Genomic DNA, 21,907 nt, shown 5'->3' with positions numbered 1-21,907 from the left:
CGTCCCAAAAGCAGGATTTTCGGCAGTAACTTTCACAACCCGGCAAAATTGTTTCTCAAATTTTGCTCATCATTCGGTTCTGCTTAAACCTTAAACACTTTTGTCCCGAACTCACTTCTAAGATACCTTTTTCTTAGTAGGTCGAGTCTCCGACGCCTAACTCAGATTAAGGAGTAAAAAATTTTTAAGGAGGAAATTGATTATGGCAATTTCACAAGAACGTAAAGATGAATTAATTAAAGAATACCGTGTACACGAAACAGATACTGGTTCACCAGAAGTACAAATCGCTGTTTTAACTGCAGAAATCGCTGCGTTAAACGAACACTTACGTGAACACAAAAAAGACCACCATTCTCGTCGTGGATTATTAAAAATGGTAGGTCGTCGTAGACACTTATTAAACTACTTACGTAGTAAAGATATTCAACGTTACCGTGAATTAATTAAATCATTAGGTATCCGTCGTTAATCTTAATATAGAATTAGGAAAGCACCAGTTGGATGGTACTTTCCTTTTTTTATTATCACACATAATAAAAAATATAAAATTGAGTAAATAAATGATATGATGTAAATAATAGAATTAAGAGAGGAGATTCATAATGTCTCAAGAGAAGAAAGTTTTCAAAACTGAATGGGCTGGTCGTTCTTTAACTATTGAGACAGGTCAATTAGCAAAGCAAGCTAATGGTGCTGTTTTAGTACGTTATGGAGATACAGTTGTGTTATCAACTGCTACTGCTTCAAAGGAACCTAGAGATGGTGACTTTTTCCCATTAACAGTCAATTATGAAGAAAAAATGTATGCGGCAGGTAAAATTCCTGGTGGATTCAAAAAAAGAGAAGGACGTCCTGGAGATGAAGCGACACTAACTGCACGATTAATCGACAGACCTATTCGTCCATTATTCCCAAAAGGTTACAGACATGATGTTCAAATTATGAACATTGTTCTAAGTGCTGACCCAGATTGTTCACCTGAAATGGCTGCAATGATTGGTTCTTCAATGGCTTTAAGTGTGTCAGACATTCCTTTCCAAGGACCAATTGCAGGTGTCAATGTAGGTTATGTTGACGGTAATTATGTCATCAACCCTTCAGTTTCTGAAAAGGAAGTTTCTAGATTAGACTTAGAAGTGGCTGGTCATAAAGATGCTGTAAACATGGTAGAAGCAGGGGCTAGTGAAATCACTGAAAGCGAAATGCTTGAGGCAATCTTCTTCGGACATGAAGAAATTAAACGTTTAGTTGCATTCCAACAAGAAATTATTGATCATATTCAACCAGTAAAACAAGAATTTATTCCTGTTGAACGTGACGAAGGGCTAGTTGAAAAAGTAAAAGCATTAACTGAAGAAAAAGGTTTAAAAGATACAGTATTAACATTTGATAAACAACAACGTGATGAAAATTTAGATGCACTTAAAGAAGAAGTTGTAGAACATTTTATAGATGAAGAAGATCCAGACAATGAATCTCTTATCAATGAAGTGTACTCAATCTTGAATGATCTCGTAAAAGAAGAAGTAAGACGCTTAATTGCTGATGAAAAAATTCGTCCGGATGGTCGTAAAGTAGATGAAATACGTCCACTTGACTCAGAAGTTGGACTCTTACCGAGAGCTCATGGTTCAGGATTATTTACACGTGGACAAACACAAGCACTATCTGTTTTAACATTAGGTGCATTAGGAGATTATCAACTCATCGATGGTCTAGGACCAGAAGTAGAAAAACGCTTCATGCATCATTATAATTTCCCTAACTTCTCTGTTGGTGAAACTGGCCCTGTACGTGCGCCTGGACGTCGTGAAATTGGTCACGGTGCATTAGGTGAAAGAGCTTTACGCTATATCATCCCTGATACAGCTGATTTTCCTTATACAATCCGTATTGTAAGTGAAGTGTTAGAATCAAACGGTTCTTCTTCACAAGCATCAATTTGTGGTTCTACACTTGCGTTAATGGATGCTGGTGTACCAATTAAAGCACCTGTAGCAGGTATAGCCATGGGTCTCGTTACACGTGATGATAGCTATACAATTTTAACTGACATTCAAGGTATGGAAGATGCACTTGGTGACATGGACTTTAAAGTAGCGGGTACTAAAGAAGGTATTACTGCTATTCAAATGGATATCAAAATTGATGGTTTAACACGAGAAGTAATTGAAGAAGCACTTGAACAAGCTCGTCAAGGACGCTTAGCTATTATGGATCACATGCTTCAAACAATCGATGCACCACGTAAAGAATTAAGTGCTTATGCTCCAAAAGTTGTTACAATGCATATCAAACCTGACAAAATCAGAGATGTCATTGGACCTGGCGGCAAAAAAATCAATGAAATCATTGATGAAACTGGCGTTAAACTTGATATCGAGCAAGATGGAACAATCTTTATCGGTGCTGTAGACCAAGAAATGATTGATCGTGCGAAAGAAATTATCGAAGAAATTACACGTGAAGCTGAAGTTGGCCAAGTATATCATGCTAAAGTTAAACGTATCGAAAAATATGGTGCTTTCGTAGAGTTATTCCCAGGTAAAGATGCGTTACTTCACATATCTCAAATTTCTAAAGATAGAATCAATAAAGTTGAAGATGTATTAAATATTGGTGATACGATTGAAGTAAAAATTACTGAAATAGACAAGCAAGGCAGAGTAAATGCTTCTCATAAAGCTTTAACACAAGAATAAAGTGAATGGTTAAGATTGAGTATTCTTAATGGAGTACTCAATCTTTTTATTTTACATATTTTGGGCTATTAAAAATGAATCGTGCCAATTTACAAAGGTTGATTAAGCGTATAAGAAAAATAAAATTTAAATCTTCAAGATGGTCAACCGTGCTTTAATAGTGTACATCACGCCTATTTTAACTTATAATAAATGATGAGTTTATATATGGACGGGTCACTATTTATAGGAGGTAACATTTTGAGTTTAATAAAGAAAAAAAATAAAGATATTCGCATCATACCACTCGGTGGTGTAGGCGAAATCGCTAAAAATATGTACATCGTTGAAGTAGACGATGAAATGTTTATGTTAGATGCGGGATTAATGTTCCCCGAAGATGAAATGCTTGGTGTAGATATTGTTATTCCTGACATTCAATATGTCATTGAAAATAAAGATAAGTTAAAAGGCATTTTCCTTTCTCATGGTCATGAACACGCGATTGGTGCAGTGAGTTATGTGTTAGAACAAATTGATGCGCCAGTGTATGGTTCTAAGTTGACAATCGCACTTATTAAAGAAAACATGAAGGCCCGTAATATTAAAAAGAAAGTGCGTTACTATACAGTTAATCATGATTCAGTAATGAGATTTAAAAATGTAAATGTGAGTTTCTTTAATACTACACATAGCATTCCTGATAGTTTAGGTATTTGTATTCACACATCATATGGTTCTATCGTATATACAGGTGAATTTAAATTTGATCAAAGTTTACATGGTCAGTATGCACCTGATATGAAACGAATGGCTGAAATTGGTGATGAAGGAGTATTTGCATTAATCAGTGATTCTACTGAAGCTGAAAAGCCTGGCTACAATACACCTGAAAATGTCATCGAACACCATATGTACGATGCATTTGCTAAAGTAAAAGGAAGACTTATCGTCTCTTGCTATGCGTCTAATTTTATACGTATCCAACAAGTATTAAATATTGCGAGTCAATTGAATCGTAAAGTATCATTCTTAGGTCGTTCACTTGAAAGTTCATTTAATATTGCCCGCAAGATGGGATATTTCGATATACCTAAAGATTTATTAATACCTATTAATGAAGTTGATAATTATCCTAAGAATGAAGTCATTATCATTGCCACAGGCATGCAGGGAGAACCTGTCGAAGCTTTAAGTCAAATGGCTCAAAAGAAACATAAAATTATGAATATCGAAGATGGCGATTCTGTCTTCTTAGCAATTACAGCTTCAGCGAATATGGAAGTTATCATTGCGGATACTTTAAATGAATTGGTACGTGCCGGTGCCCACATCATTCCTAACAATAAGAAGATTCATGCTTCAAGTCACGGTTGTATGGAAGAATTAAAAATGATGTTAAATATCATGAAACCGGAATATTTTATCCCTGTGCAAGGTGAATTTAAAATGCAAATTGCACACGCTAAATTAGCTGCTGAGTCAGGTGTTGCTCCTGAAAAAATCTTTTTAGTAGAAAAAGGCGACGTTATTAATTATGACGGTAAAGATATGATTCTAAATGAAAAAGTAAATTCAGGAAATGTACTTATTGATGGTATTGGTGTTGGCGACGTAGGTAACATCGTATTAAGAGACCGTCATTTATTAGCAGAAGATGGAATATTCATTGCTGTGGTAACGTTAGATCCTAAAAACAGACGAATTGCAGCAGGTCCTGAAATACAATCAAGAGGCTTTGTTTATGTTAGAGAAAGCGAAGAATTATTAAATGAAGCGGAAGAAAAAGTGCGTACAATTGTAGAAGCAGGTTTACAAGAAAAACGTATTGAATGGTCTGAAATAAAGCAAAATATGCGAGATCAAATTAGTAAACTATTATTCGAAAGTACGAAACGACGTCCAATGATTATTCCAGTTATTTCTGAGATATAATCCAAATAAAAAATATTTTAAAGAGGTTGGGACAATTTAGTAAAACACAATCACTTTGTAACATAAAGATGATGATGTTCTACATTTAGGTTATTTTAATTTTGTTCACTTTATATCGAAACAAAAGATATGGACGATTAAAATTAACTTTAAACATTTAAATTGTTCCTGCCTCTTTCATCTTATTAAATATATACATAAGAAATAGGTGTCATAAGACCTAATGGAGAACTGTGAAAGATTAAAAAAGAAGGTGTAAAATCTTGCCACAAGCAAAGAAAAAAACAACGACTAGAAAGAAAAGTAATGCTACGCGTAAAAACTCTAAGAGAAGAAAACAAAATGAAAGTCCGTTACGCTATTTAATTGCTATTGCCATTGTCATTCTTGTCGTTTTAGGAGCTTTTCAATTAGGCATAGTTGGTCGAATGATTGATAGTTTCTTTAATTATTTATTTGGAATGAGTAGATTTTTAACATATATTTTAGTAATCCTAGCAACAGTTTTTATTACATACTCTAAAAAGATTCCTAAAACGCGTCGTAGTGTTGGGGCAATTATCTTACAATTAGCTTTATTATTTATAGCTCAACTTTATTATCATTTTACAAAAGGTATCTCATCTGAAAGAGAACCAGTACTATCATATGTATATCGATCATATGAACATACGCATTTTCCCAATTTTGGTGGGGGACTCATTGGTTTTTACTTACTTAAGTTGTTTATTCCGCTCATCTCTATTGTAGGAGTTATTATTATTACGATTTTATTAGTGGCTTCAAGTATTATTCTTTTAATGAACTTAAGACATAGAGATGTGACTAAAAATTTATTTGAAAACGTGAAGTCTTCAAGTGAAAATGCTTCAGAGTCTTTTAAAGAAAAAAGGGAACAAAATAAAGCTAAAAAAGAAGAACGCGCACAATTAAAAGCTGAACGTGCTGAAGAAAAGAAACGTGCTAAAAATCAAGAGAGATTACAACACGAACAAGTTAAAGATGTAAGTGATTTACCAGAAGTAGGACAAACGAATGATATACCTATATATGGACATAACGAACAAGAGGATCAAGTCAATAGTCAACCGAATAAGCGTAAAAAACGAATCTTTGACAATGAAGCTAAAAGCAGCGAAACAACATCAAATTCACAAGAAAATAATCATAAAAAAGATGTTTCGACGAATTTAGAAGAGGAAATCAATAATAACAACGACGGGGAAAGTTCTATTTCAGAAGCAGGAGAAGTGGCTAATGTCGAATATACTGTGCCACCTTTAACTTTACTGAATCAACCTGCGAAACAACAATCAACTTCTAAAGCTGAAGTTCAGCGCAAAGGTCAAGTATTAGAGTCAACGATGAAAAACTTTGGTGTCAATGCGAAAGTCACACAAATTAAAATCGGTCCTGCAGTAACTCAATATGAAATCCAACCAGCCCAAGGTGTTAAAGTAAGTAAAATCGTTAACTTACACAACGACATTGCTTTAGCATTAGCTGCTAAAGATGTACGTATTGAAGCACCTATACCCGGTCGTTCTGCAGTGGGGATCGAAGTACCAAATGATAAGATTTCATTAGTATCTTTAAAAGAAGTGTTAGAAGAGAAATTCCCTTCACAACATAAGTTAGAAGTCGGCTTAGGCCGAGATATTTCTGGTGAGCCTGTATCTATCCAATTAAATGAAATGCCACACTTACTTGTTGCAGGTTCAACAGGTAGTGGTAAATCAGTTTGTATTAACGGTATCATCACAAGTATTTTACTTAACGCAAAGCCTCATGAAGTAAAACTTATGTTAATTGACCCTAAAATGGTAGAATTAAACGTATATAATGGTATACCACATTTACTTATACCAGTTGTTACGAACCCACATAAAGCATCTCAAGCTCTAGAAAAAGTAGTTGCTGAAATGGAACGTCGTTACGATCTTTTCCAACATTCTTCTACACGTAATATTGAAGGTTATAACCAATATATTCGTAAACAAAATGAAGAACTTGAAGAGAAACAATCCGAATTACCATATATCGTTGTTATTGTAGATGAGTTAGCAGATTTAATGATGGTTGCAGGAAAAGAAGTTGAAAATGCGATTCAACGTATTACTCAAATGGCTCGAGCTGCTGGAATTCATTTAATTGTTGCCACTCAAAGACCTTCAGTTGATGTAATTACAGGTATTATCAAGAATAATATCCCATCAAGAATTGCCTTTGCGGTAAGTTCACAAACAGACTCTAGAACAATTATTGGTTCAGGCGGTGCTGAAAAATTACTAGGTAAAGGTGACATGTTATATATAGGTAACGGAGAGTCTACGCAAACACGTATTCAAGGTGCTTTCTTAAGTGACAAAGAAGTTCAAGACGTAGTCAATTATGTGGTAGAACAACAACAAGCGAATTATGTGAAAGAAATGGAACCAGATGCACCAGTCGATAAATCAGAGATGAAAAGTGAAGATTCTTTATACGATGAAGCCTATTTATTTGTTATAGAACAACAGAAGGCTAGTACATCTTTATTACAAAGACAATTTAGAATTGGGTATAATCGTGCTTCAAGATTAATGGACGATTTAGAACGTAATCAGGTCATAGGCCCACAAAAAGGGAGCAAGCCTAGACAAATTCTAGTTGATTTAGATAATGATGAGGTGTAAAAATGTCGGAAATGAATGCTATATATAGAGTAAAACAATATATTTTAAATATGATTAAAAATGGTGAGCTAGAAAACGGTGGTAAGTTACCTAGTAATTTATCAATTGCACGTGCATTAAATGTTAAAACTGATGATGTTTATGACGGCATTGGTGAATTAATCACAGAACAAATAGTCACGGATAATTTTGAAGAGGGGACAAGCGTTAAAGCACAACCTCCCTTCTTTTATCCATTAGACAAATTAATAAGTATTAGTACTATGATTGAAGAAGCTGGGTATAAAGCAGGTATAGAGTATCTAAATTTTGATGAACAACCAGCAACAATCTTAGATGCAGAACATTTAGGAATAGAAACCAAGCAACCAGTCACTATCATTGAGAGATTGAGAACTGCTGACCATAAACCTGTCGTTTATTGTTTAGATAAAATTGCGAAACAATACTTAACTTGTTTAGATTATCAGAAAAGTAACGGATCAATGTTAAGAGCTATTAAAGATGCCACAGGACACGAAGTGACTCATGCTGAAATGGACTTAGAAGCTATTAGTTACGAACCACACATTTCTGAAGTGCTCAACGCGTCGCCACACGAAGGTTTAATGTTATTGAAAGTTGTGCATTATGATGAAAATGGACAACCCATCTTATACTCTTTAAACTATCTTAAAAGTAGTTTAGTTAAGTTTAAAGTTAATAAAAATTAAATAGTAAATGTTTTTACAGAAAAGGGAGGTATGGCATTTGGAGACAATGAACCATGACCATTCAAATATACATATCAATGTTTTACCAACTGAAAAATTTAAAACAACGATGGTGACATTTAAATTCATGGCACCATTAGATTATGAAACGATTACGTCTCGTTCTATTCTAAGTAAAGTATTAGTACGTGCCACTCAAAAATGGCCTAACGACAAAGCGTTAAATAGACATTTGTCAAACCTATATGGGGCTTATATCAATAGTTTTGTAACTAAATTTAAAGATAAACATGTCATTACTATTTCTCTAGAAATTGTAAATGAGCGCTACTTAAAGGATTCTACGCCTCTATTTGAAAAGGGATTAGAAATGCTGAAAGAGTTAATATGGAACCCTTTAATTGAAGATGAACAATTCAATGAAAAATATGTGGCCCAAGAAAAATCTCTCCTTACTAAGAAAATTGAAGCAATGACAGATAATAAGGCGCAATATTCATTTTTAAAATTAATGAATTATATGTTTGAAGATGAGCCATATAAATATATTGCTACGGGTCAATTGGAACAAATTCCACAAGTGACTGCTCAAAACTTGTATGATACATATAAATCCATGATACATAATGATGAATGTGCAATTTACGTAGTAGGAAATGTTAACGAACAAGAAACGAGAAATTTAATCCAAAATAACTTTGAAATCAAACCGTTTGAGTTAGAAAAGGATTCACCATTAACACAAATAAATCATATTGGTTCGCCAAAGGTTATTATTGAAGAAGATGAAGTGGATCAAGCAAAACTTAACCTTGGTTATCGATTCCCAACCTACTATGGTAAACAAAATTATTATGCGTTTGTCGTGTTTAATATGATGTTTGGTGGAGATCCCTCTTCAGTATTGTTCAATGAAGTTCGTGAAAAGCAAAGTTTAGCTTATTCAATCCATTCTCAAATTGATGGTAAAAATGGATTCTTATTTGTCTTAAGTGGCGTATCTGCTAATAAATATGAACGCGCGAAAGATACTATTTTAGAAGAATTCGAGAAATTAAAAAATGGTGAATTTGATGAAACTAAATTAGAATTAGCTAAAAAAATTATTATTTCACACAGACATGAATCTACTGATAGACCTAAAAGCATGATTGAATTGCTACATAATCAACTATTATTAGACGAATATCAATCTGATGAAGACTTTATTAAAGCAATTAATCAGGTTACAAAAGAAGATGTAATTGAGTTAGCTAACGAAGCTGTACTTGATACCATTTATGTTTTAACGAAGGGAGGTCAAAGTGAATAATGAAAGTACATAATTATGAACTTATTGATGAAAAGGTTTTTGAACATGAACTTGATAATGGACTAAAACTGTTTATTATACCTAAGCCAGGATTTCAAAAGACATTTGTAACTTATACAACACAATTTGGTTCTTTAGATAATCACTTTAAACCTCTTGGTAGTAATGAATTTGTAAAGGTTCCAGACGGCGTAGCTCATTTTTTAGAACATAAACTTTTTGAAAAAGAAGAAGAAGATTTATTTACAGCATTTGCTGAAGAAAATGCCCAGGCGAATGCTTTCACTAGTTTTGACCGTACAAGTTACTTATTTAGTGCTACAAATCACATCGAAAGTAATATTAAGCGTTTATTAACCATGGTTGAAACACCGTATTTTACTGAAGAAACTGTAAATAAGGAAAAGGGCATTATCGCTGAAGAAATTAAGATGTATCAAGAGCAACCTGGTTATAAATTGATGTTCAATACGCTAAGAGCTATGTACTCTAAACATCCTATCCGAGTTGATATTGCTGGAAGTGTAGACAGTATTTATGACATAACTAAAGACGATTTATATTTATGTTATGAAACGTTTTACCATCCATCCAATATGGTTCTCTTCGTCGTAGGCGATGTTGATCCTCAAAGTATCGTTGATTTAGTCGATAATCATGAAAAGCAACGCAACAAGACTAATCAACCTCAGATAGAGCGTGCACAAATTAAAGAACCGGAAGAAGTCAATACACATACTGTAACTGAAAAGATGAAATTACAATCCCCACGACTCATGCTAGGATTTAAAAATCAACCACTCAATGAAAGCTCAGAAAAATACGTTCAAAGAGACTTAGAAATGACATTTTTCTATGAGTTGATTTTCGGCGAGGAAACAGATTTTTATCAAGATTTGTTAAACAAAGATCTTATCGATGAAACGTTTGGTTACCAATTTGTATTAGAACCAAGTTACAGTTTTTCTATTATTACGAGTGCGACACAACACCCCGACGAGTTGAAAGAATTATTAATTAATGAACTTAAGAAATACAAAGGACATTTAGCGGATCAAGAAGCGTTTGATTTATTGAAAAAACAATTTATCGGCGAATTTATTTCTAGTTTAAACTCCCCTGAGTATATTGCGAATCAATATGCAAAGTTATATTTCGAAGGCGTGAGTGTCTTTGATATGTTAGAGATTGTTGAAAATATTACTTTAGAAAGTGTAAATGAAACATCTAAGCTATTCCTTGACTTTGATCATCTTGTTGATAGTCGTTTGGAGCTGAAAGAGTAATGAAAGCGCTAGTAATTGGCGGTTCAGGTAGTATCGGCACTGCAATTGTAGACCGCTTATTAGATGAAGGTTATGAAGTGATTATTCATTACAACACTGCGGATTTAACTTCATTAAAAGAAAAGTATAAAAATAATAATGTAGAATTTATCCAATGTGATTTAGCTCAAGATATAACATTATCGGAATATTTCGGGCATCTCAATGATATAGACTGCCTCATATATACGAGTGGAACTGCCTTATATGGTATGTTGCAAGATATGAGTGATGAAGACATAGACTATAGTTATGCCCTTCATGTAAGACAATTTATTCGTTTATCTAGATATTTTGTTGATACTTTAAGAAAAAGTAATCATGGACGTATCATTGTGATTTCTTCAATATGGGGAGAAACAGGTGCTAGTATGGAATCAATTTATTCTGCAATGAAGAGTGCTCAGATTGGTTTCGTTAAAGCACTTAGCCAAGAATTGGCACTCACTTCAGTGACAGTAAATGCAATTGCACCTGGCTTTGTCTCTGGTAACATGAGCAATGCGTGGTCTAAAGAAGAAATGGAATCTATTGTAGCAGAATTGCCTCAAAACAGAATGATTGAACCATACGAAGTTGCTCACGTTTGTGCGTATTTATGCCATCCAATGTCTAGAAGCATTACAGGTACCGTTCAAAAAGTTAATGGCGGTTGGTATTTATAAGTTAGCTACTCTTACGGGATAGAAGCTTTCTATTTATTGTCTTTGATTAATCATTCTTGTTTATTTTTATAAGAAAATTAATACAATTATTAAGTGCGATTCTCATAAACGATGTTATAATGTGATTAAATCAAACTTTGAATAGCTTTCAAGTGCGTGATTGTAAACAAGGGGTGGTCGAATCATGACAGTTGCAGAAAGAAAAGAGTGGTACTTAGAATATGAAATTACTATCAATCGTGCTGGATTACTCGGTGATATTTCAAGTTTACTAGGTATGCTAGGAATTAGTATTGTAACAATCAATGGTGTTGATCAAGGTAAAAGGGGTCTACTTATCAAAACCGATAAACTTGAGAAAGTTGAACGTTTTGAACAGATTGTCAAAGAAATCAATGAAATTGATATTACTAAATTAAGAATTCCTGAACTTAGAGATCGACTTGCGGTTAGACATGGTAGATACATAGAGCAAGATGCAGATGACAAGAAAACATTTAAATTTGAAAGAGAAGACCTAGGTTTACTTGTAGACTTTTTGGCTGAACTTTTCAAAGAGGAAGGTCACAAATTAATAGGTATTCGAGGCATGCCTCGAGTTGGTAAAACAGAATCTATTGTAGCAGGAAGCGTTTGTGCACATAAAAGATGGTTATTCATAAGTTCTACTTTAATTAAACAGACGGTAAGGAGTTCACTTATCAAGGGTGAATATGAGTCAAACCATGTCTATATTATTGATGGAGCTGTGACAGCTCGTGAGTCTAACCCTAAACATCAGGACCTAGTTAGAGAAGTGATGACATTGCCATCCATCAAGGTCGTAGAGCATCCGGATTTATTCGTTGAAGCATGTAACTACAGTATGGATGATTTTGACTATATTATAGAATTGAGAGAAAATGAGAACCAAGAAATACATTATGATGAAATGAAGAAACAAACGGTTCAAAGTAAAAATAGTTTAGAATTTGGAGACCCATTCGGTGGGGGATTTGGTTTCTTTGAATAAGTGTGAGGAGGACTTTGTGTGAAAACGGTTGGTGAAGCGTTAAAAGGTAGACGTGAAAGATTGGGTATGACGTTAAATGAATTAGAGCAACGAACTCAGCTTAAGCGTCAGACTTTGATACATATTGAAAATAATGATTTTGACCTATTAGCCAAAAAAGATTACACAGAGGGATTTATTAGAAAATATGCCAATGTTGTTAATATTGAACCTAATCAACTGATTGAAGCACATCGAGATGAAATACCTAGCAATCAGCATCAAATGGATCAATTGATGACAACTTTTTCTAATGGTCAAGTACCTTCTTATCGCAGCAAGTCGAAAGAAACCATTCAACTTGTCATGTTAATAGGTATGATTGTTATTGTATCTTTAATTATTTGGATACTTGCAGTATTAATTTTGTAAATAAATAAAGTTTTAGAAATGAGGATTTAAAATGAATATACCGAATCAGATTACGGTATTTAGAGTTATATTGATACCCGTTTTTATTCTATTTGCGTTAGTAGACTTCGGATTTGGACAAGTTTCCTTCCTTGGCGGTTATCATATTAGAATTGAAATTTTAATCAGTGCGATCATCTTTATTATTGCTTCATTAAGTGATTTTGCGGATGGTTATTTAGCACGTAAGTGGCAACTTGTAACGAATATGGGAAAATTTTTAGACCCTCTTGCAGATAAATTACTTGTTGCAAGTGCGTTGATAGTAATGGTTCAATTAGGTTTTACAAACTCAGTAGTTGCAATCATTATTATTGCACGTGAATTTGCTGTGACAGGACTCCGTTTGTTACAAATTGAACAAGGATTTGTAAGTGCTGCAGGTCAATTAGGTAAGATTAAAACTGCTGTGACAATGGTTGCAATTATCTGGATATTATTAGGTGATCCACTTGTACACTTTATTCATTTCCCATTAGGCGTTACTTTATTATATATTGGTGTATTCTTTACTATTCTTTCTGGTATTGAGTATTTTTATAAAGGTAGAGACGTCTTTAAACAATCAAAATAATTATAATTTAATATGTTTAGATTTGAGGCTGAGATATCGTTAGTTATCTCAGCCTTTTTTAATATATTAGAAGTAGATATCTGAATTGCACGTGCATTTTTTAAACGCTTATTTTAGATTTATAACTCTAAAAAATATATAATGAATTTATTGTGGAAATCGATAGATAAAGGGGTAAAAGTTCAATGAAAATTTCAATAATTGCTGTAGGATCTGAATTACTTTTAGGCCAAATTGCTAATACAAATGGTCAATATCTTTCTAAACTTTTCAATAGTATTGGTAAAAGTGTTGTTGAGCATACAGTTATTGGTGATAATCCTAAAAGATTAGAATATATTATCAAACAAGGTCTAGAGCGTTTTGATACACTTGTTTTAACTGGAGGATTAGGTCCTACAAAAGATGATTTAACAAAACATACTGTAGCGAAAGTATTGGGTAGAGAATTAGTTACTGATGAATCATCTTTAAGTTACATTGAAAGTTATTTTAGAGAACAAGGTCAGGAGATGACTCCAAATAATAAACAACAAGCTTTAGTCATTGAAGGTTCTAAAGTATTACCCAATAAAACAGGTATGGCACCAGGGATGTTAGTAGAAAAAGAAGATAAAAAAGTTGTGCTATTACCTGGTCCACCTAAAGAAATGAAACCCATGGCTAAAAATGAGCTATTGCCTTACTTATTAGATGATGACAGGGTTATCTTTTCAGAATTATTAAGATTTGCAGGTATTGGTGAATCTAAAGTTGAAACGATATTGATGGATCTTATAGACAATCAGTCAAACCCAACTATCGCACCTTTAGCAGGGACACACGAAGTATACATTAGATTAACAGCTAACGCAGATACGCAAACAGAATGTGAGAAACTCATCCAACCTATTAAGAAAGAAATTCTTAATCGAATAGGAGAATATTACTTTGGATCGGATGATATTACGATTGAAGAATCGGTTATGTCTAAGGTGAAACGTACATTCGCAATATACGATGGTGTAACCAATGGTGCACTATATACAAGACTTAAAAATGTAGATACAGATAATTTACTTAAAGGCGTTTTACCGCATAGTTCTGTTTTTGTAGAAAATGATGAAAACATACATGCTCAGCTTTTAAGTGCAGCTCAATATGTAAGAGATTTATATCAAACAGAATTGGGTATTGTGTTATTAAATAAAGACGGAGAGGTATATTTAGCGATATATGATGGTGAAAACTTGAATATAGATACCTTCAAAATGGCTCAAAGTCGAAATTTATTAAGAAACAGAAGTCAAAATTATGCGATGATAAGATTATTAAAATGGTTCGAACAACAAGAATAATTCATTTTTAGTGCAAAATATAAGTACGTTTGTTCGTTTCTGTTCTGGTAAAATCACAAATTACACGAACAAATATTCGCAAAATGCTTGTGTTTTGATTTGATAACTTGTATAGTAAGGGTAAGATATTAAACAGATTACTTTCTGAATTAGGAGGTCTCGCTTTGGATAATGAACGTCAAAAAGCTTTAGATACAGTAATAAAAAATATGGAGAAATCATTTGGTAAAGGTGCAGTAATGAAATTAGGCGATAATAAAGGTCGCAGAGTCTCAAGCACATCAAGTGGTTCTGTCACAGTGGATAACGCACTAGGAGTGGGTGGTTATCCTAAAGGAAGAATTATTGAAATATATGGACCTGAAAGTTCAGGTAAAACAACTGTAGCATTACATGCAATTGCAGAAGTACAAAAAAATGGAGACGTAGCAGCTTTCATTGATGCTGAACATGCGCTTGACCCTGTTTATGCTCAAGCATTAGGTGTAGATATTGATAATCTTTATTTATCTCAACCTGATCACGGTGAACAAGGTCTAGAAATTGCTGAAGCTTTTGTTCGAAGCGGTGCCGTTGATATTGTAGTTGTCGATTCTGTAGCTGCCTTAACACCGAAAGCTGAAATTGAAGGTGAAATGGGAGATACGCATGTCGGCTTACAAGCAAGATTAATGTCTCAAGCGTTAAGAAAATTATCAGGTGCAATTTCTAAATCTAATACAACTGCAATCTTTATTAACCAAATTCGTGAGAAAGTTGGTGTTATGTTCGGTAACCCTGAAACAACACCAGGCGGTCGTGCATTAAAATTCTATAGTTCTGTACGTTTAGAAGTAAGAAGAGCAGAACAATTAAAACAAGGTCAAGATATTGTAGGTAACAGAACAAAAATTAAAGTTGTTAAAAATAAAGTTGCACCACCTTTCAGAGTGGCAGAAGTTGATATCATGTATGGTCAAGGTATCTCTAAAGAAGGAGAATTAATTGACTTAGGTGTCGAAAACGACATTGTAGATAAATCTGGTGCATGGTACTCATATAATGGGGAAAGAATGGGCCAAGGTAAGGAAAATGTTAAAAACTACTTAAAAGAAAATCCTCAAATTAAAGAAGAAATTGATCGCAAACTACGTGAAAAATTAGGTATCTTTGATGGAGATGTTGAAGAAACTGAATCTGAAGAAGATACGCCTAAAACTTTATTTGATGAAGAGTAATCTATTCAGATAACATAGAAAACGTTGAAATGGATGGCTACATGGCTGTCCATTTTTTTATTAAAAATTGGTTAATTCTAATATTAACTATGAAGCTTTCAAATGAGGTATAGTGCAATTTCATATCTTGACACTTCTCTGTCGAAAAACGTACAATTAGTGTGTATGATTCTTATATAATTTCATATAATCATATTGATTTTGATATACAGAGCAAACCCTAGATAAAGGAGGTGTTTATGTGAATTTATTAAGCCTCCTACTCATTTTGCTGGGGATTATTCTAGGCGTTGTTGTAGGGTATGTCGTTGCCCGAAATTTATTACACCAAAAACAAGTTCAATCGAGACAAACTGCCGAAGATATTGTCAATCATGCTAACAAAGAAGCTGACAATATTAAGAAAGAAAAATTACTAGAGGCAAAAGAAGAAAACCAAATTTTAAGAGAACAAGCAGAAAGTGAACTGCGTGAAAGACGTGGTGAACTTCAAAGACAAGAAACCCGACTTCTTCAAAAAGAAGAGAACTTGGATCGAAAATCTGATCTATTAGATAAAAAAGATGAGATTTTAGAACAGAAAGAATCAAAACTTGAAGAAAGACAACAACAAGTAGATGCAAAAGAGAGTAGTGTTCAAACATTAATAATGAAGCATGAACAAGAATTAGAACGCATCTCCGGTCTCACTCAAGAAGAAGCTGTGAACGAACAACTTCACAGAGTTGAAGAAGAACTGTCACAAGATATTGCAATACTTGTTAAAGAAAAAGAAAAAGAAGCGAAAGAAAAAGTAGATAAAACAGCAAAAGAATTACTTGCCACTACAGTACAAAGATTAGCAGCCGATCATACAACTGAGTCAACCGTTTCAGTTGTTAATTTACCTAATGATGAGATGAAAGGTCGAATTATTGGTAGAGAAGGTCGAAATATTCGTACATTAGAAACGCTTACTGGTATAGATTTAATTATTGATGATACTCCAGAAGCGGTTATTTTATCAGGCTTTGATCCAATACGACGTGAAATAGCTAGAACAGCGTTAGTGAATTTAGTTTCAGATGGTCGGATCCATCCTGGACGTATTGAAGATATGGTCGAAAAAGCTAGAAAAGAAGTTGACGATATCATTAGAGATGCTGGTGAACAAGCTACATTCGAAATAAATGTTCATAATATGCATCCGGATTTAGTTAAAATACTTGGTAGATTAAATTACCGTACTAGTTACGGTCAAAATGTTCTTAAACATTCTATTGAAGTGGCGCATCTCTCTGGCATGTTAGCAGCTGAGTTAGATGAAGATATCACTTTAGCCAAACGTGCTGGTTTACTTCATGATGTTGGTAAAGCAATTGACCACGAAGTAGAGGGAAGTCACGTAGAAATAGGTGTTGAATTAGCTAAGAAATACGGTGAAAATGAAACAGTAATTAATGCGATACACTCACATCATGGCGATGTAGAACCGACTTCTATAATTTCTATATTAGTTGCGGCGGCTGATGCTTTATCAGCAGCTCGACCAGGTGCACGTAAAGAAACACTTGAAAACTATATTAGAAGATTAGAAAGACTAGAAGCATTATCTGAAAGTTATGATGGAGTTGAGAAAGCATTTGCAATTCAAGCAGGTAGAGAAATTAGAGTCGTTGTCTCACCTGAAGAAATTGATGATTTAAAATCATATAGATTGGCTAGAGATATCAAAAATCAAATCGAAGAAGAATTACAATATCCTGGTCACATCAAAGTGACAGTTGTTCGCGAGACTAGAGCAGTAGAATATGCAAAATAATTTATTAGAGCCACTTACCGATTCATCGGTTAGTGGCTCTTATGCTTGAAGCGCAGATTCAAGTATAATGAAGTGAGCGACATTTAATTTTAATTTCAATTTCAGACAAACACTTAAGTATATGTACGAGCCATAAAAAATTGAAATATAAAAAATACATAAAAAACCTGCCAATAAAGTCGAAAAAGACATTACTGACAGGTTGATTTTAAATTACAATGTTTATAGTTGATATATCAATTTTGAAATTATTTTAATTGTAAATCTGCATCATTAATTTCTCTAATGATTTCAGCTGTGTCATAACAATTAGTAGCTATGTTAGAGTATCTTTCAGCTAAACGGTAAGCGTTAATATATAAAGTTAAACTTTCTTTAGCGATATCTTCAGGCTCATCTGATTTAGCTGGATTAGAACTTACTACTAATTCTGCAAATTTTTCAGGATCAATATTAATAGACATGTGTTATATACAACTCCTAGAATTTTATTAACTTCATACTAACATAATTAATAAATTCGAAAAAGAAAAGTCTTTTAATATTCAGAATAATTAATTTGTACTGAATACTTTAATTATACAGTGGTATCTATTAAACTATTTTTATGAGAGGATGAACGATTTATGAGAATATTGTTTATCGGGGATATCGTTGGTAAAATCGGCAGAAATGCGATTTCCACTTATCTACCTAAAATCAAACAAAGCTATCACCCGACAGTATCCATTGTAAATGCTGAAAATGCAGCACATGGAAAAGGACTCACTGAGAAAATATATAAGCAATTGTTAAGAGAAGGCGTAGATTTCATGACGATGGGTAATCATACATATGGTCAAAGAGAGATTTACGAATTTATTGATAATGCGAATCGCATGGTAAGGCCTGCTAATTTTCCGGAAGAAGCACCAGGAGTTGGCATGCGTTTTATTCAAATCAATGAAATTAAATTAGCAATTATTAATTTACAAGGGCGTACATTTATGCAAGATATTGATGATCCATTTAAGAAAGCTGATCAACTTATCGAAGAAGCAAGACAAGTGACACCTTATATCTTCGTAGACTTTCATGCCGAAACGACTTCCGAGAAAAATGCTATGGGATGGTATTTAGATGGAAGAGTTAGTGCAGTCGTGGGTACGCATACACATATACAAACTTCTGATAACCGTGTTTTACCTAAAGGAACAGGTTACATTACTGATGTAGGTATGACAGGGTACTATGATGGTATATTAGGAATTAATCGAGACGAAGTCATTCATCGATTTATCACGAGCTTACCACAAAGACATGTCGTTCCAGATGAAGGCCGTAGCGTATTGTCTGGAGTAATTATTGATATAGATAAAGAAGGAAAGACAACTCAAATTGAAAGAATATTAATTAATGACGATCATCCTTTCCAAGGATAAAAGCCTATGATTACAACGTTTATAGGTTATCGTCCATTAGTATGAATTTAATTTTGTACCACTGTTTACATAGTAAAACGGTGGTTTCTTTTGTTAAAATTAATTATGAATTATAACCACAGGAGGCATGTGATATGAAATCACAAATATCATGGAAAGTGGGCGGACAACAAGGTGAAGGGATCGAATCCACTGGTGAAATCTTTGCCACCGCAATGAATAGAAAGGGATACTTTTTATACGGTTATAGACACTTTTCAAGCCGTATTAAAGGTGGCCATACAAATAATAAAATAAGAGTTTCAACTTCGCCTGTTCATGCAATAAGTGATGATTTAGATATTTTAGTTGCATTTGACCAAGAAACGATTGAGCTCAATCATCATGAAATGAGAAACGATAGTATTATCATTGCTGATTCTAAAGCTAAACCTGAAAAGCCGGAAGACTGCAAAGCACAACTTATTGATTTACCATTTACGAGTACTGCAAAAGAACTTGGTACAGCTCTCATGAAAAATATGGTCGCTATAGGTGCTACTTCAGCATTGATGAACTTAGATACTTCAACTTTTGAAGAATTAATTACTAATATGTTCTCTAAAAAAGGAGAAAAAGTAGTTGAAATGAATATCCAAGCATTAAATGAAGGATATCGTTTAATGCAAGCGCAATTAAATGCTATTGAAGGTGATTTTGAACTAGAGGAAAATAATGAAAATCCTCATTTATACATGGTAGGAAATGATGCTATTGGTTTAGGTGCTATTTCAGCAGGATCTAAATTTATGGCTGCTTATCCAATTACACCTGCGTCTGAAATTATGGAGTATATGATTGCTAATTTACCTAAAGTAGGTGGTACTGTCATTCAAACAGAGGATGAAATTGCCGCTGCAACAATGGCTATTGGTTCCAATTATGCTGGCGTGAGAGGATTTACTGCTAGTTCTGGTCCGGGATTATCACTAATGATGGAATCGATAGGGTTATCTGGTATGACTGAAACACCATTCGTTATTGTTAATACACAACGTGGAGGTCCTTCAACTGGTCTACCAACTAAACAAGAACAATCTGACTTAATGCAAATGATTTATGGTACACATGGTGATATTCCTAAAATAGTTGTTGCGCCTACAGATGCTGAAGATGCATTTTATCTTACTGTAGAGGCGTTTAATTTAGCTGAAGAATATCAATGTCCTGTTATTATTCTCAGTGACTTACAACTTTCTTTAGGTAAACAAACTGTTAAAGCGCTTGATTACAATAAGATTGAAATTAAACGTGGTGAATTACTTCAGTCTGATATTGAACGTGAGGAAGATGATAAGAGTTACTTCAGAAGATACGCATTAACTGGAAGCGGTATTTCTCCTCGTCCAATTCCAGGAGTTAAAGGCGGTATCCACCATATAACTGGGGTTGAACACAATGAAGAAGGTAAGCCTAGTGAAGCGGCTTCTAATCGCCAAGCTCAAATGGAAAAACGTATGCGTAAAACTGAAAATCTAGTTATCGAAAAACCTGTTGAATCAAATGAAAGACATGAACATGCCGACATTCTTTATATTGGATTTATTTCTAGTAAAGGAGCGATTATGGAAGGTTCCGAACGTCTTGAAGAACAAGGCATTAAAGTGAATACTTTACAAATTAGACAATTACATCCTTTCCCTAAAGATACGATTCAACAATCTATTGATAAAGCCTCTAAAGTAGTTGTAGCCGAGCATAACTACCAAGGACAATTATCCAATATTTTAAAAATGAATACCCAATTACAAGATAAATTAGTTAATCAAACTAAATATGACGGTACACCGTTCTTACCTCATGAAATTGAAGCAAAAGGTTTAGAAATAGTTAAGGAAATTAAGGAGTTGGTTTAATTGGCTACATTTAAAGATTTTAGAAACAATGTTAAGCCAAATTGGTGCCCAGGATGTGGTGATTTCTCAGTACAAGCTGCGATTCAAAAAGCTGCAGCCAATGTAGGCCTAGAACCAGAAGAGGTTGCAATTATAACTGGTATAGGTTGTTCTGGTAGGTTATCAGGTTATATTAAATCATATGGCGTTCATGCAATTCATGGACGTGCACTCCCTCTTGCCCAAGGCGTTAAAATGGCTAATAAAGATTTAACAGTAATTGCTTCAGGTGGAGATGGCGACGGATATGCCATCGGTATGGGACATACGATTCATGCATTAAGACGTAACATGAATATGACTTATATCGTTATGGATAACCAAATTTATGGTTTAACTAAAGGACAAACATCACCATCATCAGCAGTAGGATTTGTAACTAAAACTACACCTAAAGGAAATATTGAGAAAAACGTTGCACCACTTGAATTAGCGTTGTCCTCTGGAGCAACTTTTGTAGCACAAGGTTTCTCAAGTGATATTAAAGCATTAACGAAATTGATTGAAGATGCTATTAACCATGATGGATTTTCATTTGTAAATGTCTTTTCACCATGTGTAACGTATAACAAAGTAAACACATATGATTGGTTCAAAGAACATTTAACTAATATTGATGATATTGAGAACTATGATACATCAGATAAGCAATTAGCTATGAAAACTGTTTTAGAACATGAATCATTAGTTAAAGGTATTGTATACCAAGATACTGAAACACCATCTTATGAATCACAAATTGACGAATTAGAAGATGAAGCTCTCGCTAAAAAGGATATTCATATATCTGAAGAGACATTTAATGATTTAACTGCGCAATTCGTATAAATTATAAGTTAACTGAGTGCTTTT

Annotated in this window: 18 protein-coding genes; 17 read left to right on the top strand and 1 reads right to left on the bottom strand. The window is 33.8% G+C overall.

Annotated elements, in window-relative coordinates:
* Window positions 1-202 precede the first annotated feature (202 nt).
* From rpsO to rny, 14 genes are all read left to right on the top strand, one after another.
* Window positions 203-472, top strand: coding sequence for a 30S ribosomal protein S15 (rpsO, locus tag HMPREF2580_RS07280; RefSeq protein ID WP_002442583.1), 270 nt, complete (start codon window positions 203-205; stop codon window positions 470-472).
* 133 nt (window positions 473-605) lie between these two features.
* Complete coding sequence (gene pnp / locus HMPREF2580_RS07275) at window positions 606-2,705, top strand: polyribonucleotide nucleotidyltransferase (protein ID WP_070831596.1); 2,100 nt, start codon at window positions 606-608, stop codon at window positions 2,703-2,705.
* Window positions 2,706-2,945: 240 nt separating this feature from the next.
* Window positions 2,946-4,619 (top strand): ribonuclease J2, encoded by a 1,674-nt coding sequence (gene rnjB / locus HMPREF2580_RS07270; RefSeq protein ID WP_037541414.1) that lies wholly within the window; start codon window positions 2,946-2,948, stop codon window positions 4,617-4,619.
* Between the two features lie 263 nt (window positions 4,620-4,882).
* Entirely contained in the window at window positions 4,883-7,294 is a 2,412-nt protein-coding gene (locus tag HMPREF2580_RS07265; RefSeq protein WP_070831584.1) for a DNA translocase FtsK, read from the top strand.
* Window positions 7,295-7,296: 2 nt separating this feature from the next.
* Window positions 7,297-8,007 (top strand): GntR family transcriptional regulator, encoded by a 711-nt coding sequence (locus tag HMPREF2580_RS07260; protein ID WP_002442591.1) that lies wholly within the window; start codon window positions 7,297-7,299, stop codon window positions 8,005-8,007.
* A 46-nt stretch (window positions 8,008-8,053) separates the two neighbouring features.
* On the top strand, window positions 8,054-9,319 hold the full coding sequence (gene yfmF / locus HMPREF2580_RS07255) for an EF-P 5-aminopentanol modification-associated protein YfmF (protein WP_070832599.1): 1,266 nt from the start codon (window positions 8,054-8,056) through the stop codon (window positions 9,317-9,319).
* On the top strand, window positions 9,319-10,605 hold the full coding sequence (gene yfmH / locus HMPREF2580_RS07250; protein WP_070831582.1) for an EF-P 5-aminopentanol modification-associated protein YfmH: 1,287 nt from the start codon (window positions 9,319-9,321) through the stop codon (window positions 10,603-10,605). The genes yfmF and yfmH overlap by 1 nt, the downstream gene beginning before the upstream one ends.
* Window positions 10,605-11,309: an elongation factor P 5-aminopentanone reductase gene (gene ymfI / locus HMPREF2580_RS07245; protein WP_070831579.1), complete on the top strand. Its 705-nt coding sequence runs from the start codon at window positions 10,605-10,607 to the stop codon at window positions 11,307-11,309. Before yfmH ends, ymfI begins: the two co-directional genes overlap by 1 nt.
* Before the next feature lie 184 nt (window positions 11,310-11,493).
* Window positions 11,494-12,321 carry a YmfK family protein gene (locus tag HMPREF2580_RS07240; RefSeq protein ID WP_002442598.1) on the top strand — a complete coding sequence of 276 codons (828 nt, stop codon included), beginning with the start codon at window positions 11,494-11,496 and terminating at the stop codon, window positions 12,319-12,321.
* A gap of 18 nt (window positions 12,322-12,339) precedes the next feature.
* Window positions 12,340-12,732, top strand: coding sequence for a helix-turn-helix domain-containing protein (locus tag HMPREF2580_RS07235; RefSeq protein ID WP_002442599.1), 393 nt, complete (start codon window positions 12,340-12,342; stop codon window positions 12,730-12,732).
* Between the two features lie 31 nt (window positions 12,733-12,763).
* A complete protein-coding gene (gene pgsA / locus HMPREF2580_RS07230) occupies window positions 12,764-13,345 on the top strand; it encodes a CDP-diacylglycerol--glycerol-3-phosphate 3-phosphatidyltransferase (RefSeq protein WP_002442602.1) in 582 nt (193 codons plus the stop codon).
* A gap of 185 nt (window positions 13,346-13,530) precedes the next feature.
* Window positions 13,531-14,682, top strand: coding sequence for a CinA family nicotinamide mononucleotide deamidase-related protein (locus HMPREF2580_RS07225; RefSeq protein ID WP_070831575.1), 1,152 nt, complete (start codon window positions 13,531-13,533; stop codon window positions 14,680-14,682).
* Window positions 14,683-14,846: 164 nt separating this feature from the next.
* Window positions 14,847-15,899, top strand: coding sequence for a recombinase RecA (recA, locus tag HMPREF2580_RS07220; RefSeq protein ID WP_070831572.1), 1,053 nt, complete (start codon window positions 14,847-14,849; stop codon window positions 15,897-15,899).
* Window positions 15,900-16,140: 241 nt separating this feature from the next.
* Entirely contained in the window at window positions 16,141-17,700 is a 1,560-nt protein-coding gene (gene rny, locus HMPREF2580_RS07215; protein WP_002442608.1) for a ribonuclease Y, read from the top strand.
* A 248-nt stretch (window positions 17,701-17,948) separates the two neighbouring features.
* Here rny and HMPREF2580_RS07210 read toward each other — a convergent pair whose 3' ends face one another.
* On the bottom strand, window positions 17,949-18,164 hold the full coding sequence (locus tag HMPREF2580_RS07210) for a hypothetical protein (protein WP_002442610.1): 216 nt from the start codon (window positions 18,162-18,164) through the stop codon (window positions 17,949-17,951).
* 162 nt (window positions 18,165-18,326) lie between these two features.
* On the opposite strand from HMPREF2580_RS07210, the gene HMPREF2580_RS07205 reads away from it, so the two are divergent.
* From HMPREF2580_RS07205 to HMPREF2580_RS07195, 3 genes are all read left to right on the top strand, one after another.
* The gene (locus HMPREF2580_RS07205; protein ID WP_044466279.1) at window positions 18,327-19,121 is read left to right on the top strand and encodes a TIGR00282 family metallophosphoesterase; all 795 of its coding nucleotides are present in this window, start codon (window positions 18,327-18,329) and stop codon (window positions 19,119-19,121) included.
* A gap of 134 nt (window positions 19,122-19,255) precedes the next feature.
* Window positions 19,256-21,016: a 2-oxoacid:acceptor oxidoreductase subunit alpha gene (locus tag HMPREF2580_RS07200; protein ID WP_070831569.1), complete on the top strand. Its 1,761-nt coding sequence runs from the start codon at window positions 19,256-19,258 to the stop codon at window positions 21,014-21,016.
* Window positions 21,017-21,883 (top strand): 2-oxoacid:ferredoxin oxidoreductase subunit beta, encoded by an 867-nt coding sequence (locus HMPREF2580_RS07195; RefSeq protein WP_002442615.1) that lies wholly within the window; start codon window positions 21,017-21,019, stop codon window positions 21,881-21,883.
* Window positions 21,884-21,907: the final 24 nt, after the last annotated feature.

The organism is Staphylococcus sp. HMSC036D05 (assembly GCF_001836225.1).
Classification (GTDB): Bacteria; Bacillota; Bacilli; order Staphylococcales; family Staphylococcaceae; genus Staphylococcus; species Staphylococcus caprae.
This window is presented reverse-complemented; position numbering and strand designations above follow the sequence as displayed.